The 19,254-nt window shown below is 74.8% G+C and carries 10 protein-coding genes, 2 pseudogenes and 1 CRISPR repeat array; of the genes and pseudogenes, 8 read left to right on the top strand and 4 right to left on the bottom strand.

The features are described from left to right. Positions 1 to 91 precede the first annotated feature (91 nt). Positions 92 to 538 carry a transposase family protein gene (locus ACR807_RS05535; RefSeq protein ID WP_438920136.1) on the top strand — a complete coding sequence of 149 codons (447 nt, stop codon included), beginning with the start codon at positions 92 to 94 and terminating at the stop codon, positions 536 to 538. Positions 539 to 571: 33 nt separating this feature from the next. After that, positions 572 to 1,378, top strand: a pseudogene (locus ACR807_RS05530) (ISAs1 family transposase); the annotation flags it as partial. 108 nt (positions 1,379 to 1,486) lie between these two features. Beyond that, positions 1,487 to 2,552: direct repeats of the CRISPR family, unit length 28 nt; unit sequence GGACCACCCCCGCTCGCGCGGGGAAGAC. Positions 2,553 to 2,876: 324 nt separating this feature from the next. On the opposite strand, the gene ACR807_RS05525 reads toward ACR807_RS05530, so the two are convergent. Further along, entirely contained in the window at positions 2,877 to 3,503 is a 627-nt protein-coding gene (locus tag ACR807_RS05525; protein WP_438920104.1) for a GDSL-type esterase/lipase family protein, read from the bottom strand. Between the two features lie 734 nt (positions 3,504 to 4,237). Here ACR807_RS05525 and ACR807_RS05520 point away from each other — a divergent pair. After that, positions 4,238 to 4,486: pseudogene (locus ACR807_RS05520) on the top strand (ATP-binding protein); the annotation flags it as partial. On the opposite strand, the gene ACR807_RS05515 reads toward ACR807_RS05520, so the two are convergent. Together ACR807_RS05515 and ACR807_RS05510 are read right to left on the bottom strand one after the other, a co-directional pair. Further along, complete coding sequence (locus tag ACR807_RS05515; RefSeq protein WP_438920103.1) at positions 4,436 to 5,635, bottom strand: putative glycoside hydrolase; 1,200 nt, start codon at positions 5,633 to 5,635, stop codon at positions 4,436 to 4,438. The pseudogene ACR807_RS05520 and the gene ACR807_RS05515 sit on opposite strands and share 51 nt — an antisense overlap. Before the next feature lie 222 nt (positions 5,636 to 5,857). After that, positions 5,858 to 6,004 carry a hypothetical protein gene (locus ACR807_RS05510; protein ID WP_438920102.1) on the bottom strand — a complete coding sequence of 49 codons (147 nt, stop codon included), beginning with the start codon at positions 6,002 to 6,004 and terminating at the stop codon, positions 5,858 to 5,860. Positions 6,005 to 6,222: 218 nt separating this feature from the next. On the opposite strand from ACR807_RS05510, the gene ACR807_RS05505 reads away from it, so the two are divergent. From ACR807_RS05505 to ACR807_RS05485, 5 genes are read left to right on the top strand one after another with little or no spacing between them, the layout of a single operon-like run. Further along, entirely contained in the window at positions 6,223 to 7,077 is an 855-nt protein-coding gene (locus ACR807_RS05505; RefSeq protein ID WP_438920101.1) for a DUF4132 domain-containing protein, read from the top strand. Next, positions 7,074 to 11,873 carry a hypothetical protein gene (locus ACR807_RS05500; protein WP_438920100.1) on the top strand — a complete coding sequence of 1,600 codons (4,800 nt, stop codon included), beginning with the start codon at positions 7,074 to 7,076 and terminating at the stop codon, positions 11,871 to 11,873. Before ACR807_RS05505 ends, ACR807_RS05500 begins: the two co-directional genes overlap by 4 nt. After that, positions 11,870 to 13,039, top strand: a complete 1,170-nt coding sequence (locus ACR807_RS05495) for an ATP-binding protein (protein ID WP_438920099.1) — start codon at positions 11,870 to 11,872, stop codon at positions 13,037 to 13,039. Before ACR807_RS05500 ends, ACR807_RS05495 begins: the two co-directional genes overlap by 4 nt. Continuing rightward, positions 13,023 to 16,478: a DUF5682 family protein gene (locus ACR807_RS05490; RefSeq protein ID WP_438920098.1), complete on the top strand. Its 3,456-nt coding sequence runs from the start codon at positions 13,023 to 13,025 to the stop codon at positions 16,476 to 16,478. Before ACR807_RS05495 ends, ACR807_RS05490 begins: the two co-directional genes overlap by 17 nt. Then, on the top strand, positions 16,475 to 18,406 hold the full coding sequence (locus ACR807_RS05485) for a hypothetical protein (protein ID WP_438920097.1): 1,932 nt from the start codon (positions 16,475 to 16,477) through the stop codon (positions 18,404 to 18,406). The genes ACR807_RS05490 and ACR807_RS05485 overlap by 4 nt, the downstream gene beginning before the upstream one ends. A 3-nt stretch (positions 18,407 to 18,409) precedes the next feature. Here the strand turns inward: ACR807_RS05485 and ACR807_RS05480 are convergent, their stop codons facing one another. Further along, entirely contained in the window at positions 18,410 to 19,240 is an 831-nt protein-coding gene (locus tag ACR807_RS05480) for a type II toxin-antitoxin system PemK/MazF family toxin (RefSeq protein WP_438920096.1), read from the bottom strand. Positions 19,241 to 19,254: the final 14 nt, after the last annotated feature.

The raw sequence follows: 19,254 nt of genomic DNA, 5'->3' as shown, positions 1-19,254 counted from the left end.
TCTGTCCGGGAAGCCATGCAGGGCGATTGCATAGTCAGACAGCAAGACGCTGAGCTGGGAGTTTGGGGTGTGAAGGGCCTTCGTGGAGGCGATGGCGGCGGGTGAGACCGCATCGGTGATCATGGAGTTGCGACGCTTCACGACTCCGAGGAAGACCCACCCGCCGATGGCATCATCTCTCATCACCGCGCTGACCGTCACGCCGGGCCGCGTCGGCAGCCCGCCGCCGCCTGTCACCGACGGTGAGCACGGCGGTCTGCTGGGCGCCTTGGCGAAGGTGCCGGACCCGCGTGACCCGCGCGGGATCCGTTACCCACTGTCGGCGCTGCTCGCGGTCGCGGTCTGCGCGGTTCTGGCCGGGGCGTCGTCTTTCGCGGCGATCAGCGACTGGCTGCGGGATCTCGACGGACATGCCCGTGAGCGGCTCGGGTTCGACCGCATCCCTTCCGCCACAACGATGTGGCGGGTGTTGACCCGGCTCGACGCCGATCTGTTGGCCACCGTCCTCGGCGGCTGGCTCACCGCCCGCGCCCGGTGATCGTCACCGGTCCGACCAGATCGATACCGTCATGTCATCGCCGTGGACGGCAAAACCCTGCGCGGCGCCCGCCTGGACGATGGGCGCCAGGTCCATCTGCTCTCCGCGCTGGACACCGGCACCGGCATCATGCTGGCCCAGGTCACCGTGGACGCGAAGTCGAACGAGATTCCCGCGTTCACCCCGCTTCTCGACGCCGTCCACACGGTCGTGGGCACTCTGGAGGGCGTGGTGTTCGTCGCCGACGCACTGCACACCCAAACCGACCACGCCCACCAGGTCGCCGCCCGCGGCGCCCACCTGATGACCGCGGTGAAGGGCAATCAGCCGACGCTGCTCGCCCAACTCAAATCCCTGCCCTGGCCCGAAATCCCGGTCGGTGACCGCACCCGCGACCGCGGTCACGGACGCCGCGAGACCCGCACCGTCAAAGCCGTCACACCGCGCACCCCCGGCGGCATCGCGTTCCCGCACGCCCAGCAGGCCATCCGGATCACCCGCAGCCGCACCACCCACACGAAGACCACTCGTGAAACCGCCTACTTCACCGTGTCCCTTCCCACCGGCGACGCCCTGCCGAGCGACCTGCAGGACTGGATCCGCCGCGAATGGCTCATCGAGAACCAGATCCACCACGTCCGCGACGTGACGTTCCGTGAAGACTCACACCAAGCCCGCACCGGCACCGGCCCCGCCGTCATCGCCACCCTGCGCAACACCGCGATCGGATGGCACCGCACCAACGGCGACACCAACATCGCCCGCGCCCTCCGACGCGCCAACCGCCGATCACACGACCTCATCACCGCCGTGACCAGCAGCTACCCCACAACGCAATGACCCTGGGAAGCCATGTCCAATCATGGTCGACGGTCCGCGCCTGGTCTCGTAGACGACGGAGAAGCCGATAGCAGCACGCACGGCCGAGTACGGGTAGTGGATCACAAAGGACCACCCCCGCTCGCGCGGGGAAGACCCGCTGTCGGTGGTCGCGATGCCGTGGGAGGCGGGACCACCCCCGCTCGCGCGGGGAAGACGGCGCCCTCCAGGTACACGCGGGCGATGTCGGGGGACCACCCCCGCTCGCGCGGGGAAGACTTGTCGCAGACGACCTTGACTGCTTCGGCGTGGGGACCACCCTCGCTCGCGCGGGGAAGACGCTCGCCACGTCACGGTGACCTCACCCGAGGCAGGACCACCCCCGCTCGCGCGGGGAAGACGTACCGGACCCCACCATCACCCGCTGCCGCGGCGGACCACCCCCGCTCGCGCGGGGAAGACGTGTGCCTGGCCTCCCCGCCGGCCACGCGAACCGGACCACCCCCGCTCGCGCGGGGAAGACGGTCGTCGGCAGACCAACACCTACACGTACTCGGGACCACCCCCGCTCGCGCGGGGAAGACCTTGCGGTTGGCGACCAGCCTCCTGCGATCGAGGGACCACCCCCGCTCGCGCGGGGAAGACACCGACGGCTTCCGGGTTATGAGCCCGGCGCGCGGACCACCCCCGCTCGCGCGGGGAAGACGGTCCGGGGCGGTGACGATGCACCCCAGCGAGCGGACCACCCCCGCTCGCGCGGGGAAGACCCGCCGACGTCCGCCGCGCGCTGGAGCAGGTCCGGACCACCCCCGCTCGCGCGGGGAAAACGCCGTCTCCATCGTGCTCCCTCCGTCGCCGGGCCGGACCACCCCCGCTCGCGCGGGGAAGACTGGAAGGTCCTGGTCGAGGACGAGGACCCCGCGGGACCACCCCCGCTCGCGCGGGGAAGACCTGGGCCTGAGCATCGACACCAGCTGGCGGTTCGGACCACCCCCGCTCGCGCGGGGAAGACCACCACGTAGTTGTCAGCGGCGGACCCCAACTGGGACCACCCCCGCTCGCGCGGGGAAGACATGGCGGACTACGCCGCAGCCAAGTACACCCCGGGACCACCCCCGCTCGCGCGGGGAAGACGTCTTCGCCGTCAGCGGCCGGAGCCCCAGACGCGGACCACCCCCGCTCGCGCGGGGAAGACACTTCTTGAGCTGCGACGTTACAGGTCGCTGCCCGCGTTTTCATTCGGTTCATCGCGGTCTCGAATATCGACACACGCCCGGGACTGACAGAGCTGAACGGCGCGGTTGGAAACTTTGCTTCGCGTCGTCTGGCCTGACACGATCACCATCGGAACCGGTCGTGGACGGCTTGTTCCTTGACCAGTGCGGCGTAGGAGGCTTGGCCTCGGCGCTGGGGTGGTAGTTGGTGGCGGAAGGGCCGTAGGAGTAGGGCCGCAGGCGGGTGGAGCACAGTTCGTGCCCGGCGAACAGTCGTGCCGGGTCCCGTGACCGGAAGTCCGTGCTCATGGTGGTGGCGCGGTCGCGGATGACGTCGTTGAGCGCGCCCACCAGGGCGCGGGGGCCGTCGTAGTCGCCGGCGTCGTGGTCGAGGAGGTCGCCGAGGTGTCGGCACGGGATGAAGTCCTCATTGTCGATGACGAGTTGCGGGTAGCCCGGCACCCAGACCCGGGCACCGGGGCGCGAGTGGTGATGTCGCGGTAGAACTCGTCGAGGCGTCCCGGAAGTGCGTTCCGCACCGGTTCCGGCAAGCGCCGGTACTGCTCGGTGGAGGTATCGCACGAGTCGAAGACGCAGGCGCGGGCGAAGTCGGCGAACTCCACGTCATTGCCGCCGATGGTGATGATGACCAGATCGGTGTCGGTGTCCGGGAAGTCCAGCTGCGACCGCTCGCCGTTGGAGCCGTGCCGCACGTCGCCGGTTGTGTCTCCCGGGCAGGCGCGGAAGACCGTGATGAAGTCCAGGTTGTGATCCGGGTCGAGCAGCTCCGGGTGGACCTGGCCGCTGTGGTGGCAGCCGTTGGTGTCGGAGGGGCGGTGCAGGGCTTGGCGGCCTCGCCGGAAGGGAGGAGTCGAGCGCGACGTGCGGCAACGGTTGGTGCCCCGGGGTGGACAGGCCCGGCACCACGCCACGCGGGTAGTTCAGGCTTGCACCCTTGAACGGCAGCCGGTGAAGGGTCGGCGGTGGCAGCGGCCCGTTGTTTATCCCGCCGAGGTTGCGGTGGCCCGGCTGCGCGCACGTGGTCAGCGGTACCGCGTCGGAGGGTGGGGCCGGCCCCACCGGTGTCGTCGTAGGGGGGACCGCGCGAGGTGGGTGTTGCCGCCCAGGTCGGCCTGCGGCGCGGTGACGTGCCGGACGGCCGCACCCGTCGTGGGCGGGGGGGTGAGGCCGATGGTCCCGACCGGGGGCGGCAGGCACACCGAGCAGGTCGCTGCCGCAGCCGTACGCGGTCATCGCCGCACGACCCCGCGGCGAGGCGAGCAGGCCGCGCGTCGCCGCGCACCGGCCTGGCGCGTCGCAGACCGGGTGGGGCCAGCTGTCGCCGTCAAGAACGGTGATGTCGTGTGCGTGCGGCATCATCAACGGGAAGAAGCCGAAGTGGCCGTACTGCGACACGGCGGCGTTGGCCGACAGCGGCCGGTCGAAGCGCACCGGTGTTCATTGCGGTGTGGGTGGACATCCGCTGTCGGTGCGGCCTGGGGGCTGCCCGCGGGAGCGGTTGGGTCCTGCGGGCGGTCACCCGGGCTGGCACCGTGCGACGAGAGTGCGGGGGAGTGGGTGACGAAGGCGGTCGAGCCGGGGCCGATGGAGGCCGCCGACCTGGAGGACGAGGTCGACGACTGGCTCGCCGACCGCGGCATCGCCGGTCGGCGACACCGGTACCGGCATCGCGCCCGAGGTGGTGGGGCGCATCTTCGAGCCGTTCTTCACCACCAAGGAGGTCGGCGAGGGCACCGGGCTCGGCCTGGACATCTCGTGGCGCATCGTGGTGGACCACCACCGCGGCGACATCGACGTCCGGTCCGAGCCCGGTGACACCCGCTTCACCGTCCGGTTGCCGCTGTCAGCACGCCTTGCGCAGGACGCTGCCGGAGGTGCCGTTCAGCGCCACTGACGTGACGGCCGTGCCGCCCTGGTTCCGGTAGGTACCGCCGAGCTTCACGGTGACCGCCGCGGTATCGCGCTGGTTCGCGTTGACCAGGACCGTGCCGCAGGCGAAGTCGCGGCGGAACACGTTCGTGGCCACCTTGCGGTACGCGCCGGTGGGCGCGCCCAGGTCCCAGTCGTACTCGGCGTGCCACGGCGAGGCGTCGCCGTAGCCGTCGGTCTGGTCGACCTCGGCGATGGCCGCGCGCCCGCCCGCCGCCATCAGGTAGCTGGCCAGCGCGTACCGGTAGGGCCGGTCGGCGCCGGGGGAGAAGTGCGGCTGCACCCAGGTGATCTTGCCGCGCGCCTCGTTCGAGGCGATCTGGGCGACCTGCCTGCTCCAGCCCTGGTCGTACTCGGGCAGCAGGTTGGTGTCGTCGAACGCCAGCCACCACTCGTCGAAGCCGCCGTCGAGGTGCTCGGTGTAGCGGTCCCAGGCGCCCGCGTGCAGCCGGGCGTTGGACAGGTTCGCGACCGTCTTCAGCCCGGCGGCGGTGAACGCCCCGCGGGTGGCGGACAACATCGACACGTAGGCGTCCTGCATCGCGGCGTCGGTCGGGTACTCCGCCGGGCACCGGCCCTCGTGGTAGGCGTCGCACGGGAACAGCGCGTTGTCCATGAAGACGCCGTCGAAACCGGCCGCCCGGGTCGTCCGGACGACGTTGTCGGCCCACGCGCGCTGGTACCCGGGGTCGCCCACGTCCATCTGCCAGTGGCCCGAATACCCGCTGTACTCGAACCGCTTCCCGGAAGCGTCGGTGAGGAACCACTCGGGGTGGTTCTTGTTCGCGTCGCAATAGCCGACGCCGGCCGGCAGTTGTTGATCGTCGACACCGTTGCGGCACGCGTAGGAACGGGTCGAGGAAAGGTCTTTGTACACGAACGTGGAGATCGCCGGGTTCGCCGCCTTGAACTTGGCGGCGAGGTCGCCCTCCCAGGCGTTGAGCACCACGTAGCTGCGCCGCTTCGCCTCCTTGACCAGCACGTCGTCGCTGATGGGAGTGCTGTTCATGTGCAGCCAGAACGACTGCGGGCGGCCGGGCGCGGCCGTGGTGGAGGGTGCGGCGGCGCCGGCCGTCGGGGTGGTCAGCGCCGCCGCGATCACGGCTCCGGTCAATGCCGTGACGATTGTGCGGGTCCTGTTTTCGCGCAGGGGCATACCGAACTCCAAACGGCGGGAGCAGAGCCGCCAGGTGATTTGGCAGCAATAAAACCGCCGAACGGCGCAGAGGTCAAGTAACGCGTGTCACACCACGCGTACCGGATCGTCCTGCCACGCCTGATATCCGTGTGCCGGATGTTCGGTATTCGTCTGGCTTTTCACGTCAACTGGTAAATGTCACGGGCGTGCGAGGCGCGCCCCCCGGTGGCGGGTCGGCCTCTCGGCGGCGCAGCCGATGATCGCCAGTCCGGCCAGCAGCGGCAGGAACGTGGCCCCCTCGACCGCCAGTGCGCACGTGAGTGCGGTCCACAGCAGCAGTCTCATACCGAAAGGTTAGAGAGACGCGCGTCACAACAGTAGGGAATTTGGGGAAGTCTTAGGGTAATGGGCCATCGGTCGCAGAACTGCGGTCGGCACGGTCCGTGGTCGCGGCACGACCCGCCGTCACGGCGCGATCGCGAACCGGTCGCGGTGATCTTCTTGTCGGACCCCGTCGCTAGCCTCCCGCCATCACCGTCGCAGATCGATTCGCAGGAGGAACCGTGGGCTGGCTCGACGCCGCGTCCGGGTACCAGGTGCGGCTCGGGGAGAACGGGCGCGTCCAGTGCCGCAACGGCAAGGGCAAGCTGCTCTCCTCGGTACCCGCTTCGCTCAAGGACGACCCGAAGGTCGTGCAGCTGCGCCAGCTCGCCGAGTGGCTCTCGCGCCACGAGGCCGAGTGCGCGTCCACGGTGGACGGTTGGATGACGCGCTCGCTGCCCGTGCCCGCCGCGCTCGTCGCCGAGGCGTGGGCGGACGAGGCGTGGGCCGCGGCGCTGCGCGACCTCGTGGTCACCGCGGGCGACGAGACCGGCTTCCTGCGCGACGCCGACCCCGAGCGGGGGCTCGGCGTGGTCACCCTCGACGGCGAGACGGTGCGCGTCACCGCCGACGTGGTGCGCGTGCCGCACCCCGTGCTGCTGGACGACCTGGAGGAGCTGCGCGAGTTCGGCGCGGAACTGGGCGTGCAGCAGAGGGTGCAGCAGCTGTTCCGGCAGACCTTCACCCGGCCCGCGCCCGCCGACGTGGCCGGCAAGTCGTCCGTGGCCGACTACGCGAACGGCAGGTTCGAGCAGCTCAACCACGCGCTGGGCCGGTGCCGCACGCTCGGCTACCCGGTGCGCGGCGGTGACGCGGTGTACTCCGCGTTCGAGGGCGGCCGGGTCGTGGAGGCCCGCTTCTGGCTCGGCTCGGACTACCCCGAGGGCGAGACGTGGACCGGCGAGCTGCGCTGGTCGCTGGAGGACGGAACCGGACTGGCGCTCACCGACGTCGGACCCGTCGCGTGGTCCGAGGGGATGCGCATGGCCTCGGCGATCCACGCCGGGCGCGTCGTCGAGGAAGCGGTGCTCGCGTGAACGACAAGCAGCTCATCGCCGCCGGTGCCGTACTGCCCGGCACCGTCGCCGCCGGCGAGGACCGCGACACGGTCACCGCCCGCCACTACACCCACCCCGCCCTGGGCGACCGGGTCGTGGTGCGGCTCGTGCCCGCCGTGCTCGGCGCGGCCGAGGACCTCACCTGCGAGTACCTCGGATTCGGCGCGCCCGTGCGCACCGCCGACGTCGGCACCGGCCGGCGCAGCGCGCTGGGCTTCCCGGCGTGGGCCCTGGTCAACGACCCGGCCAACGCCCACCACGCGCTCAACCTGGTCAAGGACGTCGAGCGCCTGGCGCGCACCGCGAAGTCCCGCGCCGGGGCCGCGAAGGACGGCTTCACCGCGCTGGGCGAGATGCTCGGCCGGTCCGCGCCGCACTTCCTGCCCACGTTCTACGAGCAGGCCGGGCGGATCTTCCTCCAGCACGGCAACACCACCTACGCGGCGAGCATGTTCGGCAAGGCCCGCGAGGCGGAGGAGGTGCACGACCTCGTCGTGGACGCCGAGCGCACGCGCGAGGTGTTCCTGGAGTTCGCCTTCGCCGGCGCGCTGACCGCCAAGGCGCTGTCCGCGCACGCGAAGGGCCTGGCCCGCAAGGACGACGTGGACGCGGCCCACGAGCTGTTCTTCACGCTGTGCGTGGAGCGCACCCGCGGCGGCCTGCCCCCGTACACCGGGATGCCCGAGGACCTCCGCCGGCTGGCCAAGGCCGCCGGGCGCCCGCGCCGGGAGGAGGACGAGCGCCTGCTGCGCGCCGTCCTGGACTGCTCCTCGATCAGCCGCGCCGGCGCGCCGTTCTGGAAGTCCTACCAGGGCGAGCTGGTGGCGCTGGCGTCCGCCGACGAGGCCGTGCGCGCGCGGCTGCTGGAGTTCGTGCCCGACTCGGTGGCCGCGCTGGACACCTGGTTCGACGTCCTGGAGCGCTGCGGCGCGACCCGCGACCTTGTCGAGCCCGGCGGCGCCGCGCGGCCCGCCGACTGGCTGTCGTCCGTGGTGTCCGTGCGCTCCTCGGGCTGGCGCGGCGTGAACCGCTCGGAGAAGCTGCTCGACCTCGTCGCGCGGATGGCGGACCGGCTGGTCGCCGACGACGTGCCGGTGCGCGTGCTGCACAACTGGCGCCAGGGCGAGCTGGACCTGCTCGACCTGCTGGTGGAGCGCGGCGTCCCGATCGCCGAGCACGACCGCGCCGCACCGCACCTGAACGTCGCGGAGTGGTCCGGCGACGCCGCGCCCGGTCGCCGCGACCTGGCCGCGCTCGCCGCCTCCGAGCGCTTCGGCCGGTCGCTGGGCGAGGGCCTCGTCGTCCACCTCCGCGCGCACACCCGACCCACGACCGTCAGCCGCGACGTGCTGCTCAACGCCTTCTCCGTGCCGGGCCTGCGCACCGCCCTGCGGGACTGGCTCACCCGGCACGCCGCCGGCATCACCGCGGGCGGCCTGCCCGACCTGTTCCGGCACCTGGACGCGCTGGGCCCGCTGCGGCTGCCCGAGGCGTACGTCGACGTGCCGGAGGCGGCCGAGGCCGTCGCGGGCACCGACGTGGCCGACGCGCTGCACCGCACGCTGCGCGCGGGCCTGTTCGACGAACTGGGCTGGCCCGCCCTGGAGGAGGCGGCGGCCCGCCTGCTCGACGGCGGGAAGCAGGACGAGGCGATCAGCATCGCCGGCGAGGGCTGGCCCGCGCTCGTGCTCGGCCGCGGCGACCGCTTCGTCGTCGTCGGCCCGGACGGCGTCCTGGCCGAGCACGTCTCGCGCGTCCCCGTCGACCAGCGGTCCCACTGGCGCCGGGTGCACGCGTCCTGGTTCGACGGCGTCCTCCTGGTCACCTGGTACACCGCCGAGGGCGAGCGGGGCTACTGGAGCGACGCGCCCGAGCGGGTCTTCGCGGTGGACGGCAAGGACCGCCACGGCTGGCGGCCCGACGTCCCGCACCCGTCGATCGCGCTGCCCGGCGGCGGCCGGTTCACCGGCTCCCGGGCCGTGCACCCCGGCGACACCACGATCCCGCAGCCCCGCGACACCCACGGCGACGGCACGACCACGTGGACCACCGACTACGACAGCGGCGAGCTGCGCTGGCGCGAGGTGGACCCGGCGACCGGCGCGGTGGGCCGCGCGAGCAAGCCCCGCTTCCTGGAGGACTTCGCCGCGGACGGCGCGCGGCTCGAAGCGGTCCACTGCGACCTGCGGCCCGCCGCGCCCGGCACCGGGGACAGCCCGCTGGGCGTCGCCGACGGCCTGCACGGCTGGCGCGTGCGCCGCGAGGCGGACCGCTCGTGGACCGGCGAGGGCGTCGACGGCCGCCGGGTGCGGCTGACGACCCGCGAACCGGTGGGCCTGCTGCGGTTCCCCGGCTCCGAGGTCGCGCTGACCGGCCGCGGCGACGTGGTGTCGTTCGAGGACCCGGACGGGACCTCGTGGGGCTCGGTGTCCGCGCTCGCCCAGCACCCGCCGTACGCGATGGGCACCCCGGTCGTACCGCCGAGGGACTGGTGGCACGCCCTGCGGGTGCGCGACCGGGCCGGGTCGGCCGCGCTGCGCGCCGTCACCCGCGAGGCCGTGGAACGGCTGCTCGACGTGGCCGACGCGACCGAGCGGATGCCGGTGCGCGACAAGCTCGCGGCCGTGCGGCGCGGCGAGCACGACCCGCTGTCGCGCGCCATCACCGAGCAGCTGCCCGGCCTGACCGACGCGAACCTCATCGCGGGCGTGTCCGACGTCGTGCGGCGCGCCGCCGACGCCCGGCGCGCCTTCCGCGGCTACGCCGAGGTCGCCGAGGCCGCCCGCACCGCGGAACCGGCCCACGACACCACCGCCACCGCGGTCACCGAGCGGGAACTCGTCGACGCCCTGTCCTGGTTCGGCGGCTGGTACAACAACGGCCACGACGGCCGGACCGCGCTGCCCGAGCTGCTGGAGGCGCTGTCCGGCGCGGTCGAGCGCGCCGAGGGGCGCGAGCTGCCCGCCGTGCACCCCGGGTGGCACCGCGTGCTCCCGCACCTCGCCGCCGTCGCGCACCGCGCCGCGTCGCCGCTCACGCCGGACGCGCACCGCCCGGCGCTGGAACTGCTGCTGCGCGCCGTCGCCGACGCCGGGCTGGCCGACGCGGACGGGCGCTGGCGCCTCGTGCACGTCAAGGTGCCGTCCGCGGAGGTCTCGCGCGGCAAGGTCCCGCCCAAGGACCGGGTCGTCCCGGTCGGCGACGGCTTCACCACCCTGCTCGACGACCGGTGGTCCTCCGACTCCTACCAGAGCTACGAGGGCCTCCAGCACAGCCGCTCCGGGACGTTCGAGCTGCCCGGCACGTGGCGGCTGGCGGCGCACGAGGTCGTCGGGCACGCGTTCGGCGCCCGGCAGGTCGCCCGGTTCCTGGAGCTGCTGGCCGAACGCGGCCCCGCGCCGTGGTTCCCCGAGGCGGTGCCCGCCCTCGTCGAGCGCACCGGCCTGGGATCGGCCGAGGCGAAGGTGCTGCTGGCGGGCATGGCCGGCGTCGACAACCACAACGCCCACTACCTGAGCACCGAGCAGCGGCACCTGCTCGGCCTGTCCCAGGCGGAGGCGTCCGCGGCCAAGGAGCGGCTGCGCAGGCTGGACGTCGGCGAACGGTACCGGCTGCTGGCCGCCGCCGTGCCCGCCGACCCGGCCGACCTGTGGGAGCGCGGCCCCGACGTGGACGCGGTCGCCGAGGTGTGGGTCGCGCAGCACGGCCGCCGCACGCCCGTCCCCGACGACGTCCTGGTCGACGCGACGAAGCTGCCGAACCTCCGCAACACCGCCGAGTTCGTCAGCGGCGTGGCCGATCCCGAGAGCACGTCGTGGCTCACCACCGACGCCGACCACCGCTGGGAGGACGGCAACCTCGTGGCCCGCCACCGGGACGCCTTCAGCGCGACCACCCTCGGCGCGCTGCCGCACGTGCTGCTGTGGCTCGCGCACCGCCTGCCGGTCGGCTCGCCGCTGCGCGCGCGGCTGCCCCGGGCGCTGGAACTGGCCCGGGAACGGGTCGCGCACCCCGGCTTCGCCTTCGTCGCCGCGTACTACAACTCCCGCGACACGCTCAAGCAGCTGCTCGACCTCGACCCGCCCGGGGCCGGGCAGGTGCACCGGCACCGGCCGTGGCTGGAGGTGTGCGGCGTCAACGACCACTACTCCCGACTGGTCGTCCGCCCCGCCCTGGTCGGCCCGGGCGACCGGGACCTGCTGGCGGCGGTGGTGGAGGTCGGGAACGAGCAGGGCGTGCTCGCGGACCTGGACCTGCTGGCCGCGCCCGGCACGGCCGCCGCGTGCGCCGTGACCGCCCCCGACGGGGTGGACCCGGCGGCGTACGCGCAGGACCCGCTGGTGTCCGTGCCGCACCTGGTGGCCGAGGTCGCCGAGCGGTGCTCCCTCGGGGAGGACGCGGCCGTGCTGTACCTCCAGCTGCTGGCCCTGCCCGACCCGACCGACGCCAACGTGGCCCGGTGGACCGGCTGGAAGCCCGCCCGCCTGAAGAAGGCGCGCGCCGAGCTGGCCGCGACGGACCTGGTGCTCACCGCGAAGCGGGCCCGCGCCGGGCGGTCGCTGTTCCTGCCCGGCGGCTGGCTGGCGCTCGGCGCGCCGCACCTGCCCGTCGAGTCGTGGAAGGCGCCCCTGTTCGGCTTCCGGCCGGCAGACCGGCCGCGCGACGCGATCGTGCCCCGCGAACCCGTCGCCGACCTGTTCGCCCGGGCCTGGCGGCGCGTGCTCGACGGCGACGCGCCCGCCTACGAGGAACTGAAGACCGGAGGACGCAGGTGACCGCCACGACCGCCACCGCCACGACCGCCGCACCGAGGCAGGTCGAGCCAGCCGAGGACGCCCACGCCGGCGAGCTGGCGTTCCTCGCCGCCCACGACGACGGCCCCAGGCCACCCGGCTGGCGGCTCACCCCGCGCGCCGTCGTCACGTTCGTCATGGGCAGCGGCGGCGACGCGCTGGCGCTGCCGAAGAAGGTCGCCGGCCTGCCGCAGCGGCTGGTGATCAGCGCGAAGTTCGTCGGGGAGCGGGCGCTGGTCGAACGCGCCGTCGTCACCCTCGCCGGCGAGCGCGGCCTGCTGCTCGTCGGCGAGCCCGGCACGGCCAAGTCGATGCTGTCCGAGCTGCTGGCCGCGGCCGTGTGCGGCAGCAGCCAGCTCGTCGTGCAGGGCACCGCCGGCACCACCGAGGACCAGCTGCGCTACGGCTGGAACTACGCGCTGCTGCTGGCCGAGGGGCCGTCGCCGCGCGCCCTGGTGCCGTCGCCGGTGCTCACCGCCATGCGCGGCGGCGGCGTGGTGCGCGTCGAGGAGGTCACCCGCTGCCTGCCCGAGGTGCAGGACGCACTGGTGTCGATCCTGTCCGACCGGCGCATCGCCGTGCCCGAGCTGTCCGGCACGGACGGCGCGACCGTGCACGCCGCGCCCGGCTTCACCGTGATCGCCACCGCGAACCTGCGCGACCGGGGCGTGTCGGAGATGTCGGCGGCGCTCAAGCGCCGGTTCAACTTCGAGGCCGTGGGGCCGATCGGCGACCTGGCCGCGGAGACGGAGCTGGTGCGGCGGCAGGCCCGCACGGCGCTGGAACGCGTCGGCGCGCCGTTCAAGGTGGACGACGTGGTGCTGGAGGTGCTGGTCACCGCGTTCCGCGACCTGCGCAACGGGGTGTCCCAGGAGGGCTGGGCGGTCGAGCGGCCGTCCACCGTGATGAGCACGGCCGAGGCGGTGTCCGTCGCGACCTCGCTCGGCCTGGCCGACGCCTACTTCCCCGGCGACCGCGACCCGCTGTCCCTGCTGCCCGGCCACCTGCTGGGCGTGGTCCGCAAGGACGACCCCGGTGACGCGGCCCGGCTGCTCGGCTACTGGGACGGCGCGGTGCGGCGGCGCGCGGAGAGCGGCGCGCGCACGTGGCGGCGGCTGTGGGAACTGCGCGATGTCCTCGACGCCTGACGGGACCGCGGTGGCCGACCGGCTCGTCGGCCACCGCGCGCCCCACCTGATCGGGGTGCGGCACCACTCGCCGGCGCTGGCCGCCGCGGTGCCCGCCCTGCTGGAGGCGTTCGCGCCCGAGGTGCTGCTGGTCGAGCTGCCCGCGGAGCTGGCGGAGTGGCTGCCGCACCTGGCCGCGCCCGACCTCGTCGCGCCGGTCGCGCTGTCCGGGGCCGGCAGGGACGGCGGGGGGCTCGCGTTCTACCCGTTCGCCGACTTCTCGCCCGAGCTGGCCGCGATCCGGTGGGCGCACAGGCACGGCGTCGAGGTGCGCGCGTGCGACCTGCCGCTGGCGCTGCGCGGGTCCGGGCACTCGCCCGGCGCGCGGGACGCGGCCCCGTTGACCGACGCGCTGCGCCGCGCGGTGACCGGCCGGGACGGCGACGACCTGTGGGACCGGCTGGTCGAGGTGGCCGCGCCGGGGCAGGACCCGGAGGCCGTGCGGCGGGCCGCGCTGTACGTCGGCTGGGCGATGCGGTCGGACGCGGGCGAGGTGGACCCGTTCGACCTGCGCCGGGAGGCGTGGATGCGGCGCGCGGTGGCCGAGGTGGGCGACCGGCGGTGCGCGGCGGTGATCGGGTCGTTCCACGCGGCGGCGCTGCTGTCCGGGCCTCCCGCGGAGGAGGACGCGCCGTCGTCGTCCGACGTGGTCACCTCGCTCGTGCCCTACGGGTTCGCGCTGCTGGACGAGCGGTCCGGCTACCCGGCGGGCATCCGCGACCCCGAGTGGCAGCAGGCCGTGCTGGAGGCAGCGGGCGACCCGGCGGCGATCGAGGCCGCCGCCGCGTCGGTCATCGTGCGGATCTGCGCGCGCGTCCGGGAGCTGGGCCACCCGGCCGGCCCCGGCGAGGCGCGGGAGGCGCTGCGGCTGGCCGTCGACCTGGCCCGCCTGCGCGGCCTGCCCGCGCCCGGCCGCGGCGAGGTCGTGGAGGCGGTGCAGACCGTGCTGACGCACGCCGAACCGCTGGGGCGCGGTCGCGTGGTGGCCCGCGCCGCGGGGGACGTGCTGGTCGGGCACCGCACCGGCGTGCTCGCGCCGGGCACGCCGAGGTCGGGCCTGGCCCCGGCGGTGGAGGACCTGGTGGCCGACCTGCGGCTGCCCGGCCCGGGCTCCCGCGAACCGGTCGCGCTGCGCCTGGACCCGCTGCGGTCGGCGCTGGACGCCCGGCGCGAGGTGGCGCTGCGGCGACTGGCCGTGCTGGGCGTCACCTACGGCGAGGAGACGGGGACCTCGGGCGTCGGCGGCGGTGACGCCCTGAGCACCCGCTGGACCGTCGCGTGGACGCCCGCCACCGCGGCGATGCTGCCGGTGGCCGGGCTGTGGGGGGCCACGCTGCCGCTGGCCGCGCGCGGACGGCTGCGGGCGCGCCGGGCGCAACGCGAGGAACGCGGCGGGCACACGCCGGCCGACGTGCTGGCCGACCTGGCCGACGCGGCCCGGTGCGGCCTGCCGGAGGTCGTGGACGAGCTGCTGGGCGACGCGGCGACCGTGCTGCCGGCCTCGGGGACGCTGCCCGAGCTGCTCGCCGGGCTCGACCTGGTGGACCGGCTGCGCGCCGGGCACCTGCCCGGGACACCGGGGACGGTGCTCGACGGGCACCCGCTGCTCGCCGCCGAACTGGAGACGGCGGCGGTCGCGCAGCTCGACGGGCTGGCCGGGTCGGAGGACGTGGCGGACGCGCGGGCACTGGTCGAACTGGGGCAGCGGCACGACGCGCACGGCACCGGGGTGCGGCTGGCGGCGTGCCTGCGCCGGTTGGCCGACGAGGGCGCGCCGCTCATCGCGGGCGCGGCCGGCGCGGTGCGGGTGCTGCTGGGCCTGGTGCCGCCGGACGTGCTGGGCGAGCGGGTGGCGTCCTGGGTGGACGGCGCGAGCACGCCCGAGCGGCGGGGGGTGCTGAAGCGGTCGTTGACCGGTGTGCTGGCGGCGGCCGGTCCGCTGCTGGAGGCGCCGGAGGCGCTCGACCCGCTGTTGGCCCGGGTGGAGTCGTTGGCGGACCGCGACTTCCTGGACCGCCTGCCCGCGCTGCGCGGCGCGTTCACCTCGATCGGCCCGGCCGCCCGCGCCCGCGTGCTCGCGGTGGTCGAGGCCCGGACCGGCGACCGGGTGGACGCGGTCGGCGCACCCGACCCCGAACTGCTGGCCGTGTGGCTGGAAGCCGAGCGCGCCGCCGCCGACGTGCTGGAGTCCCACCACCTGCGGGCCCCGCTCGCCGACGGCGCCCGGACTCCACCACCCGTCGTGGACGATCCGGTTCCCGTGCCGCCGGCCGCCGCCGACGCACCCGTAGCCGGTGGTCGACGGGAGCTGGGCGCGGGCGTGCGGTGGCGGCTGGTGCTCGGCGCGCGGGGTGACCGGCCGGCAGGTGCGGCGCGCTACGCGGCGGCGCTGGACGAGCTGTACGGGCTGGAGCGCGGCGAGGGCGCGGCGGCCGGCGGGCTCGGCGCGGACCGGTCGTCGCCGTTCCCCGACGTGCGCGAGTGGTCCGAGGAGCTGGCCGAGCTGTTCGGCGACGGCGTCCGCGAGGAGGTGCTGGCGACCGCCGCCGAGGGCGGCCGGCTGGAGGCGGCGCTGGAGATCGACCCCGGGTCGGTGCGGCCCTCGGTCGAGCTGCTGCGCAGCGTGCTGTCGCTGGCCGGCGGGCTGTCCGAGCAGTCGCTCGCCAGGCTCCGACCGCTGGTGGCGCGGCTCGTGCGCGAGCTGACCGCGCAACTGGCGAACCGCGTGCGGCCCGCGCTGACCGGCGTGCAGCTGCCGGTGCCGACCCGGCGGCCGGGCGGCAAGCTCGACCTGCCGCGCACGCTGCGCGCGAACCTGGCCACCGCCAGGCGTGACGCGACCGGCCGGGTGCTGGTGGTGCCGGAGCGGCCGGTGTTCCGCACGCGCGGTCGCCGGTCCAGCGACTGGCGGCTGGTGCTGGTCGTCGACGTGTCGGGCTCGATGGAGGCGTCCACGGTGTGGTCGGCGCTGACCGCGTCGGTGTTCGCCGGGGTGCCCGCCCTGACCACGCACTTCCTGGCGTTCTCGACCGAGGTGGTCGACCTGACCGAGCGGGTGGCCGACCCGTTGTCGTTGCTGCTGGAGGTGCGGGTCGGCGGCGGCACGCACATCGCGGGCGCGCTGCGGCACGCCCGGACCCTGGTGACCGTGCCGGAGAGGACGATGGTGGTGCTGGTCAGCGACTTCGAGGAGGGCGGCCCGGTGGGCGCGCTCGTCGCGCAGGTGCGGGAGCTGGTGACGTCGGGCGTGACCGTGCTGGGCTGCGCGAGCCTGGACGACGCCGGCAAGGCGCGCTACTCGACGTCCGTGGCGGGCGCGCTGGTCGCGGCCGGGATGCCGGTGGCCGCCCTGAGCCCCCGGGAACTGGCCCGCTGGGTGGGGGAGAAGGTGCGCTCGTGACCCTGCCCCCGGTGGCGCCCGCGGTGGTGGCCGACGTGCTCGACACCCTCCCGCCGCGCCTGCGCAAGCGGATCGACGCCTCGCTGGACAAGGCGACCGGCTGGACGGTCACCACCACCCCCACGACCGCCCGCGCGGAACTCGACCCGGAGACCGTCCTCACCTGGACCCTGCGCGCGGGGGTGCTGGCCGAGGCGGAAAACCTGTCCTGCACCTGCCTGCTCGCGCCGAAGTGCCTGCACCGGGGCATCGCGGTGGCGGCGGCGGACATCGCCGACGAGGTCGACGCCCCCGACCCCGAAGCCGGCCACAACCCCGAAGCCGACCCCGACCCCGACCAAGACCAAGACCAAGAGCAAGACCGCGACCCCGCCTCCGACCCCGCCTCCGCCTCCGGCCCCGGCTCCGGCGCCGGTCACGACACAGCCGCTCCGCCCGCCGCCGAATCCTCGCCAAGTGCCGGACCCCCGCCGAGCACCAGGTCCCCGGCAGCTACCAGGTCCCCGGCAGCTACCGGGAACCACCTCCCGGCGGCGGCCCCCGCCACTCCCGAGCAGCGGTCGGCGGCCGAGGCGGTGTGGGAGGGTTGTTCAACAATCCTTCGTTCCGGCGCTGCGGGCAGCGGGGCGGTGGTGCGGGCCGAACTGCTGCGCGCCGTGCACACCGCCCGGGTCGCCGGGCTGCACCGCGCCGCCGCTGCGGGGCTGCGCGTCGCCAACGCCCTCACCGCCGCCCGCACCGGCGACCCGTCGTTCGACCGCGAACAGCTCACCGCCGAACTCGTCGACCTGATGCTCCTCTGCCACGACCTCCGCACCGGCACCGGCGACCCGGACGACCTGCGCGGCACCGCCCGGCGCGAGTACCACCCGATCGGCGCGCTCCGCCTGCACGGCCTGTGCACCGAACCGGTGATCAGCACCTCCGGCTACGCCGGCGTCGTCACGCACCTCGTCGACGACTCGGGCCGGCTGTGGACCGTCCCCGCCGTCACCCCCGGCGGCCCCGAACGGGTGGCCGCCGCCGCGAGCGGACCGGTGGCGGTCGGCGAGTCCGGCCTGACCCACCGCGCCCTGGGCCGCGCGGGCCTCCTCCTGTCCGGCGGCACCGCCTCGCCCGACCACCGGCTCGGCGCGGGCAAGGCCGTGCGCGCCGTGTCCGCGAAACCCACCCCGTGGACCGCCGACCCGCTCGCCCGCCTCTGGGCCGAACCGCTGCCCGACCAGGTGCTCCGCGCCTTCCACGCGCACACCGCACCGGACGCCCGCCGCCCCGCCGGCGCCGACCTGCTCTTCCTGGAAGGCACGGTCCTGGGCTCGGCCGGCCCCGCCCTGCGCCTCGACACCGCGCACGGAATCCTCGACCTCGTCGGCCACACGAACCAGACCCGCGACAACCTCACCGTCCTCGCCGGCGCGCCCGGCCTGGCCCTCCGGGTCGTGGCACGTCTCCTCCCGGACCGGCCGGGCACGGTCACCGCGCTCGCCGCCTCGGGAGACCTGGCCCTGCCCGACGACCTGGCCCACCACGTGGACCTGGGCCTGGACCGCGTCCAGCGCTCCCACGTCGCCGGCGGCGCGGGCCAGGTCCTGCCGCCGCGCCCGGAACCGGCCGACCGCGTGCCCGCACCGCTGCGACCGCTGGAGAACGTCCTGCACCGCATCACCCTCGGCGGCCGGGCCGTCGCCGCCGTCGCCTCCGCCCACCGCGAGGTCACGGCCCTGCGCGCCACGGGCCTGACCACGACCGCCGACCTGCTCGCCGACCTCGCCGCCACCTCCCGCGACCGCGAGCGCGACGCGTTCGGCCGGGTGGTGCGCGACGCGGGCGAGCAGTTCCCGGTCGCCTGGCTGCGGGCGGGCCTGCACGTGCGGGAGTTCACCCGCGCCTCGGCGCGGCGGGCGTGGCTGGCCGCGGTCGGGGGGTAGGGGTCAGGTCCGGGCGTCCCGGCGGGAACGGGGGCCCCGCCGGGGCGTCCGCGGCTTCGCGCTCGGCGTGTGCCGCTGCGGCGTGGCGTCCGGCGGGTACCGCTCCTCGATCGCGGCCCACGCCCGCTCGGGCGCGTCGCGGACGTGCTGCCGGAAGTCCAGGTAGGACACCTTGATCAGCGGTTCGAGCTTGACCCAGCTCGCCTTCTCCGACCACGGGTGCCAGCCGGCGGGCAGCGCCAGGTAGCCGGGCCGGTCGCCCTGGTCCACGCTGGTGATCTTGAGGACGTACGCGTGCCGGGCGAACGTGCTGACCACCACGCACGGCCGGTCCTTGGCCCGCTGCCCGTCCCCGTCGTGGGACCCCTCCTCGAACGGCACCAGCGCGGACCAGACCTCGCCGCGCCCCGGCCGGACGTCGTCGCCCCGCCAGACCACCCCGCCGCCGCGCCGCGCCGGCGCGCCCAGGGCCCGGTCCAGCAGCCGCGACCCGGCGATCCACGCCCACAGGAACACCAGCAGCACGGCGATCCGCGTCGGGTCCAGCTCCCGGACGCCCACCCGCACGGGGTCCATCGCGTACCACGTCACCACGCCCGACAGCGCCAGCAGCACCACCACCCGCGCGGCGGCCCACCAGAACCCCAGCCGGACCCGCCGGTGCCGCAGCACGACCCACACCGCCGCCACCGGTGCGACGCACGCGTTGACCAGCAGGAAGTCGTTGCCCACCAACCGCCCGGGGTCGTTCTGCGACACCCACAGGTACACCGCGGGGAACGTCAGGTACCCGGCGGCGAGCCACTGGGCGATGAACTTCCCGATCAACCGCACGCGTGCTCCTCCCG

It is taken from the genome of Saccharothrix sabaoui (genome assembly GCF_051756985.1).
In the GTDB taxonomy this organism is placed as follows: Bacteria; Actinomycetota; Actinomycetes; order Mycobacteriales; family Pseudonocardiaceae; genus Actinosynnema.
Note: the sequence above shows the minus strand (reverse complement) of the source record. Positions and strands in the feature narration are given on the sequence as shown.

Coding starts and splice junctions, on each gene's coding strand:
- ACR807_RS05535 (WP_438920136.1), top strand. CDS start 92: ATGGCGGCGGGTGAGACCGCATCGGTGATCATGGAGTTGCGACGCTTC.
- ACR807_RS05510 (WP_438920102.1), bottom strand. CDS start 6,004: ATGAGACTGCTGCTGTGGACCGCACTCACGTGCGCACTGGCGGTCGAG.
- ACR807_RS05490 (WP_438920098.1), top strand. CDS start 13,023: ATGTCCTCGACGCCTGACGGGACCGCGGTGGCCGACCGGCTCGTCGGC.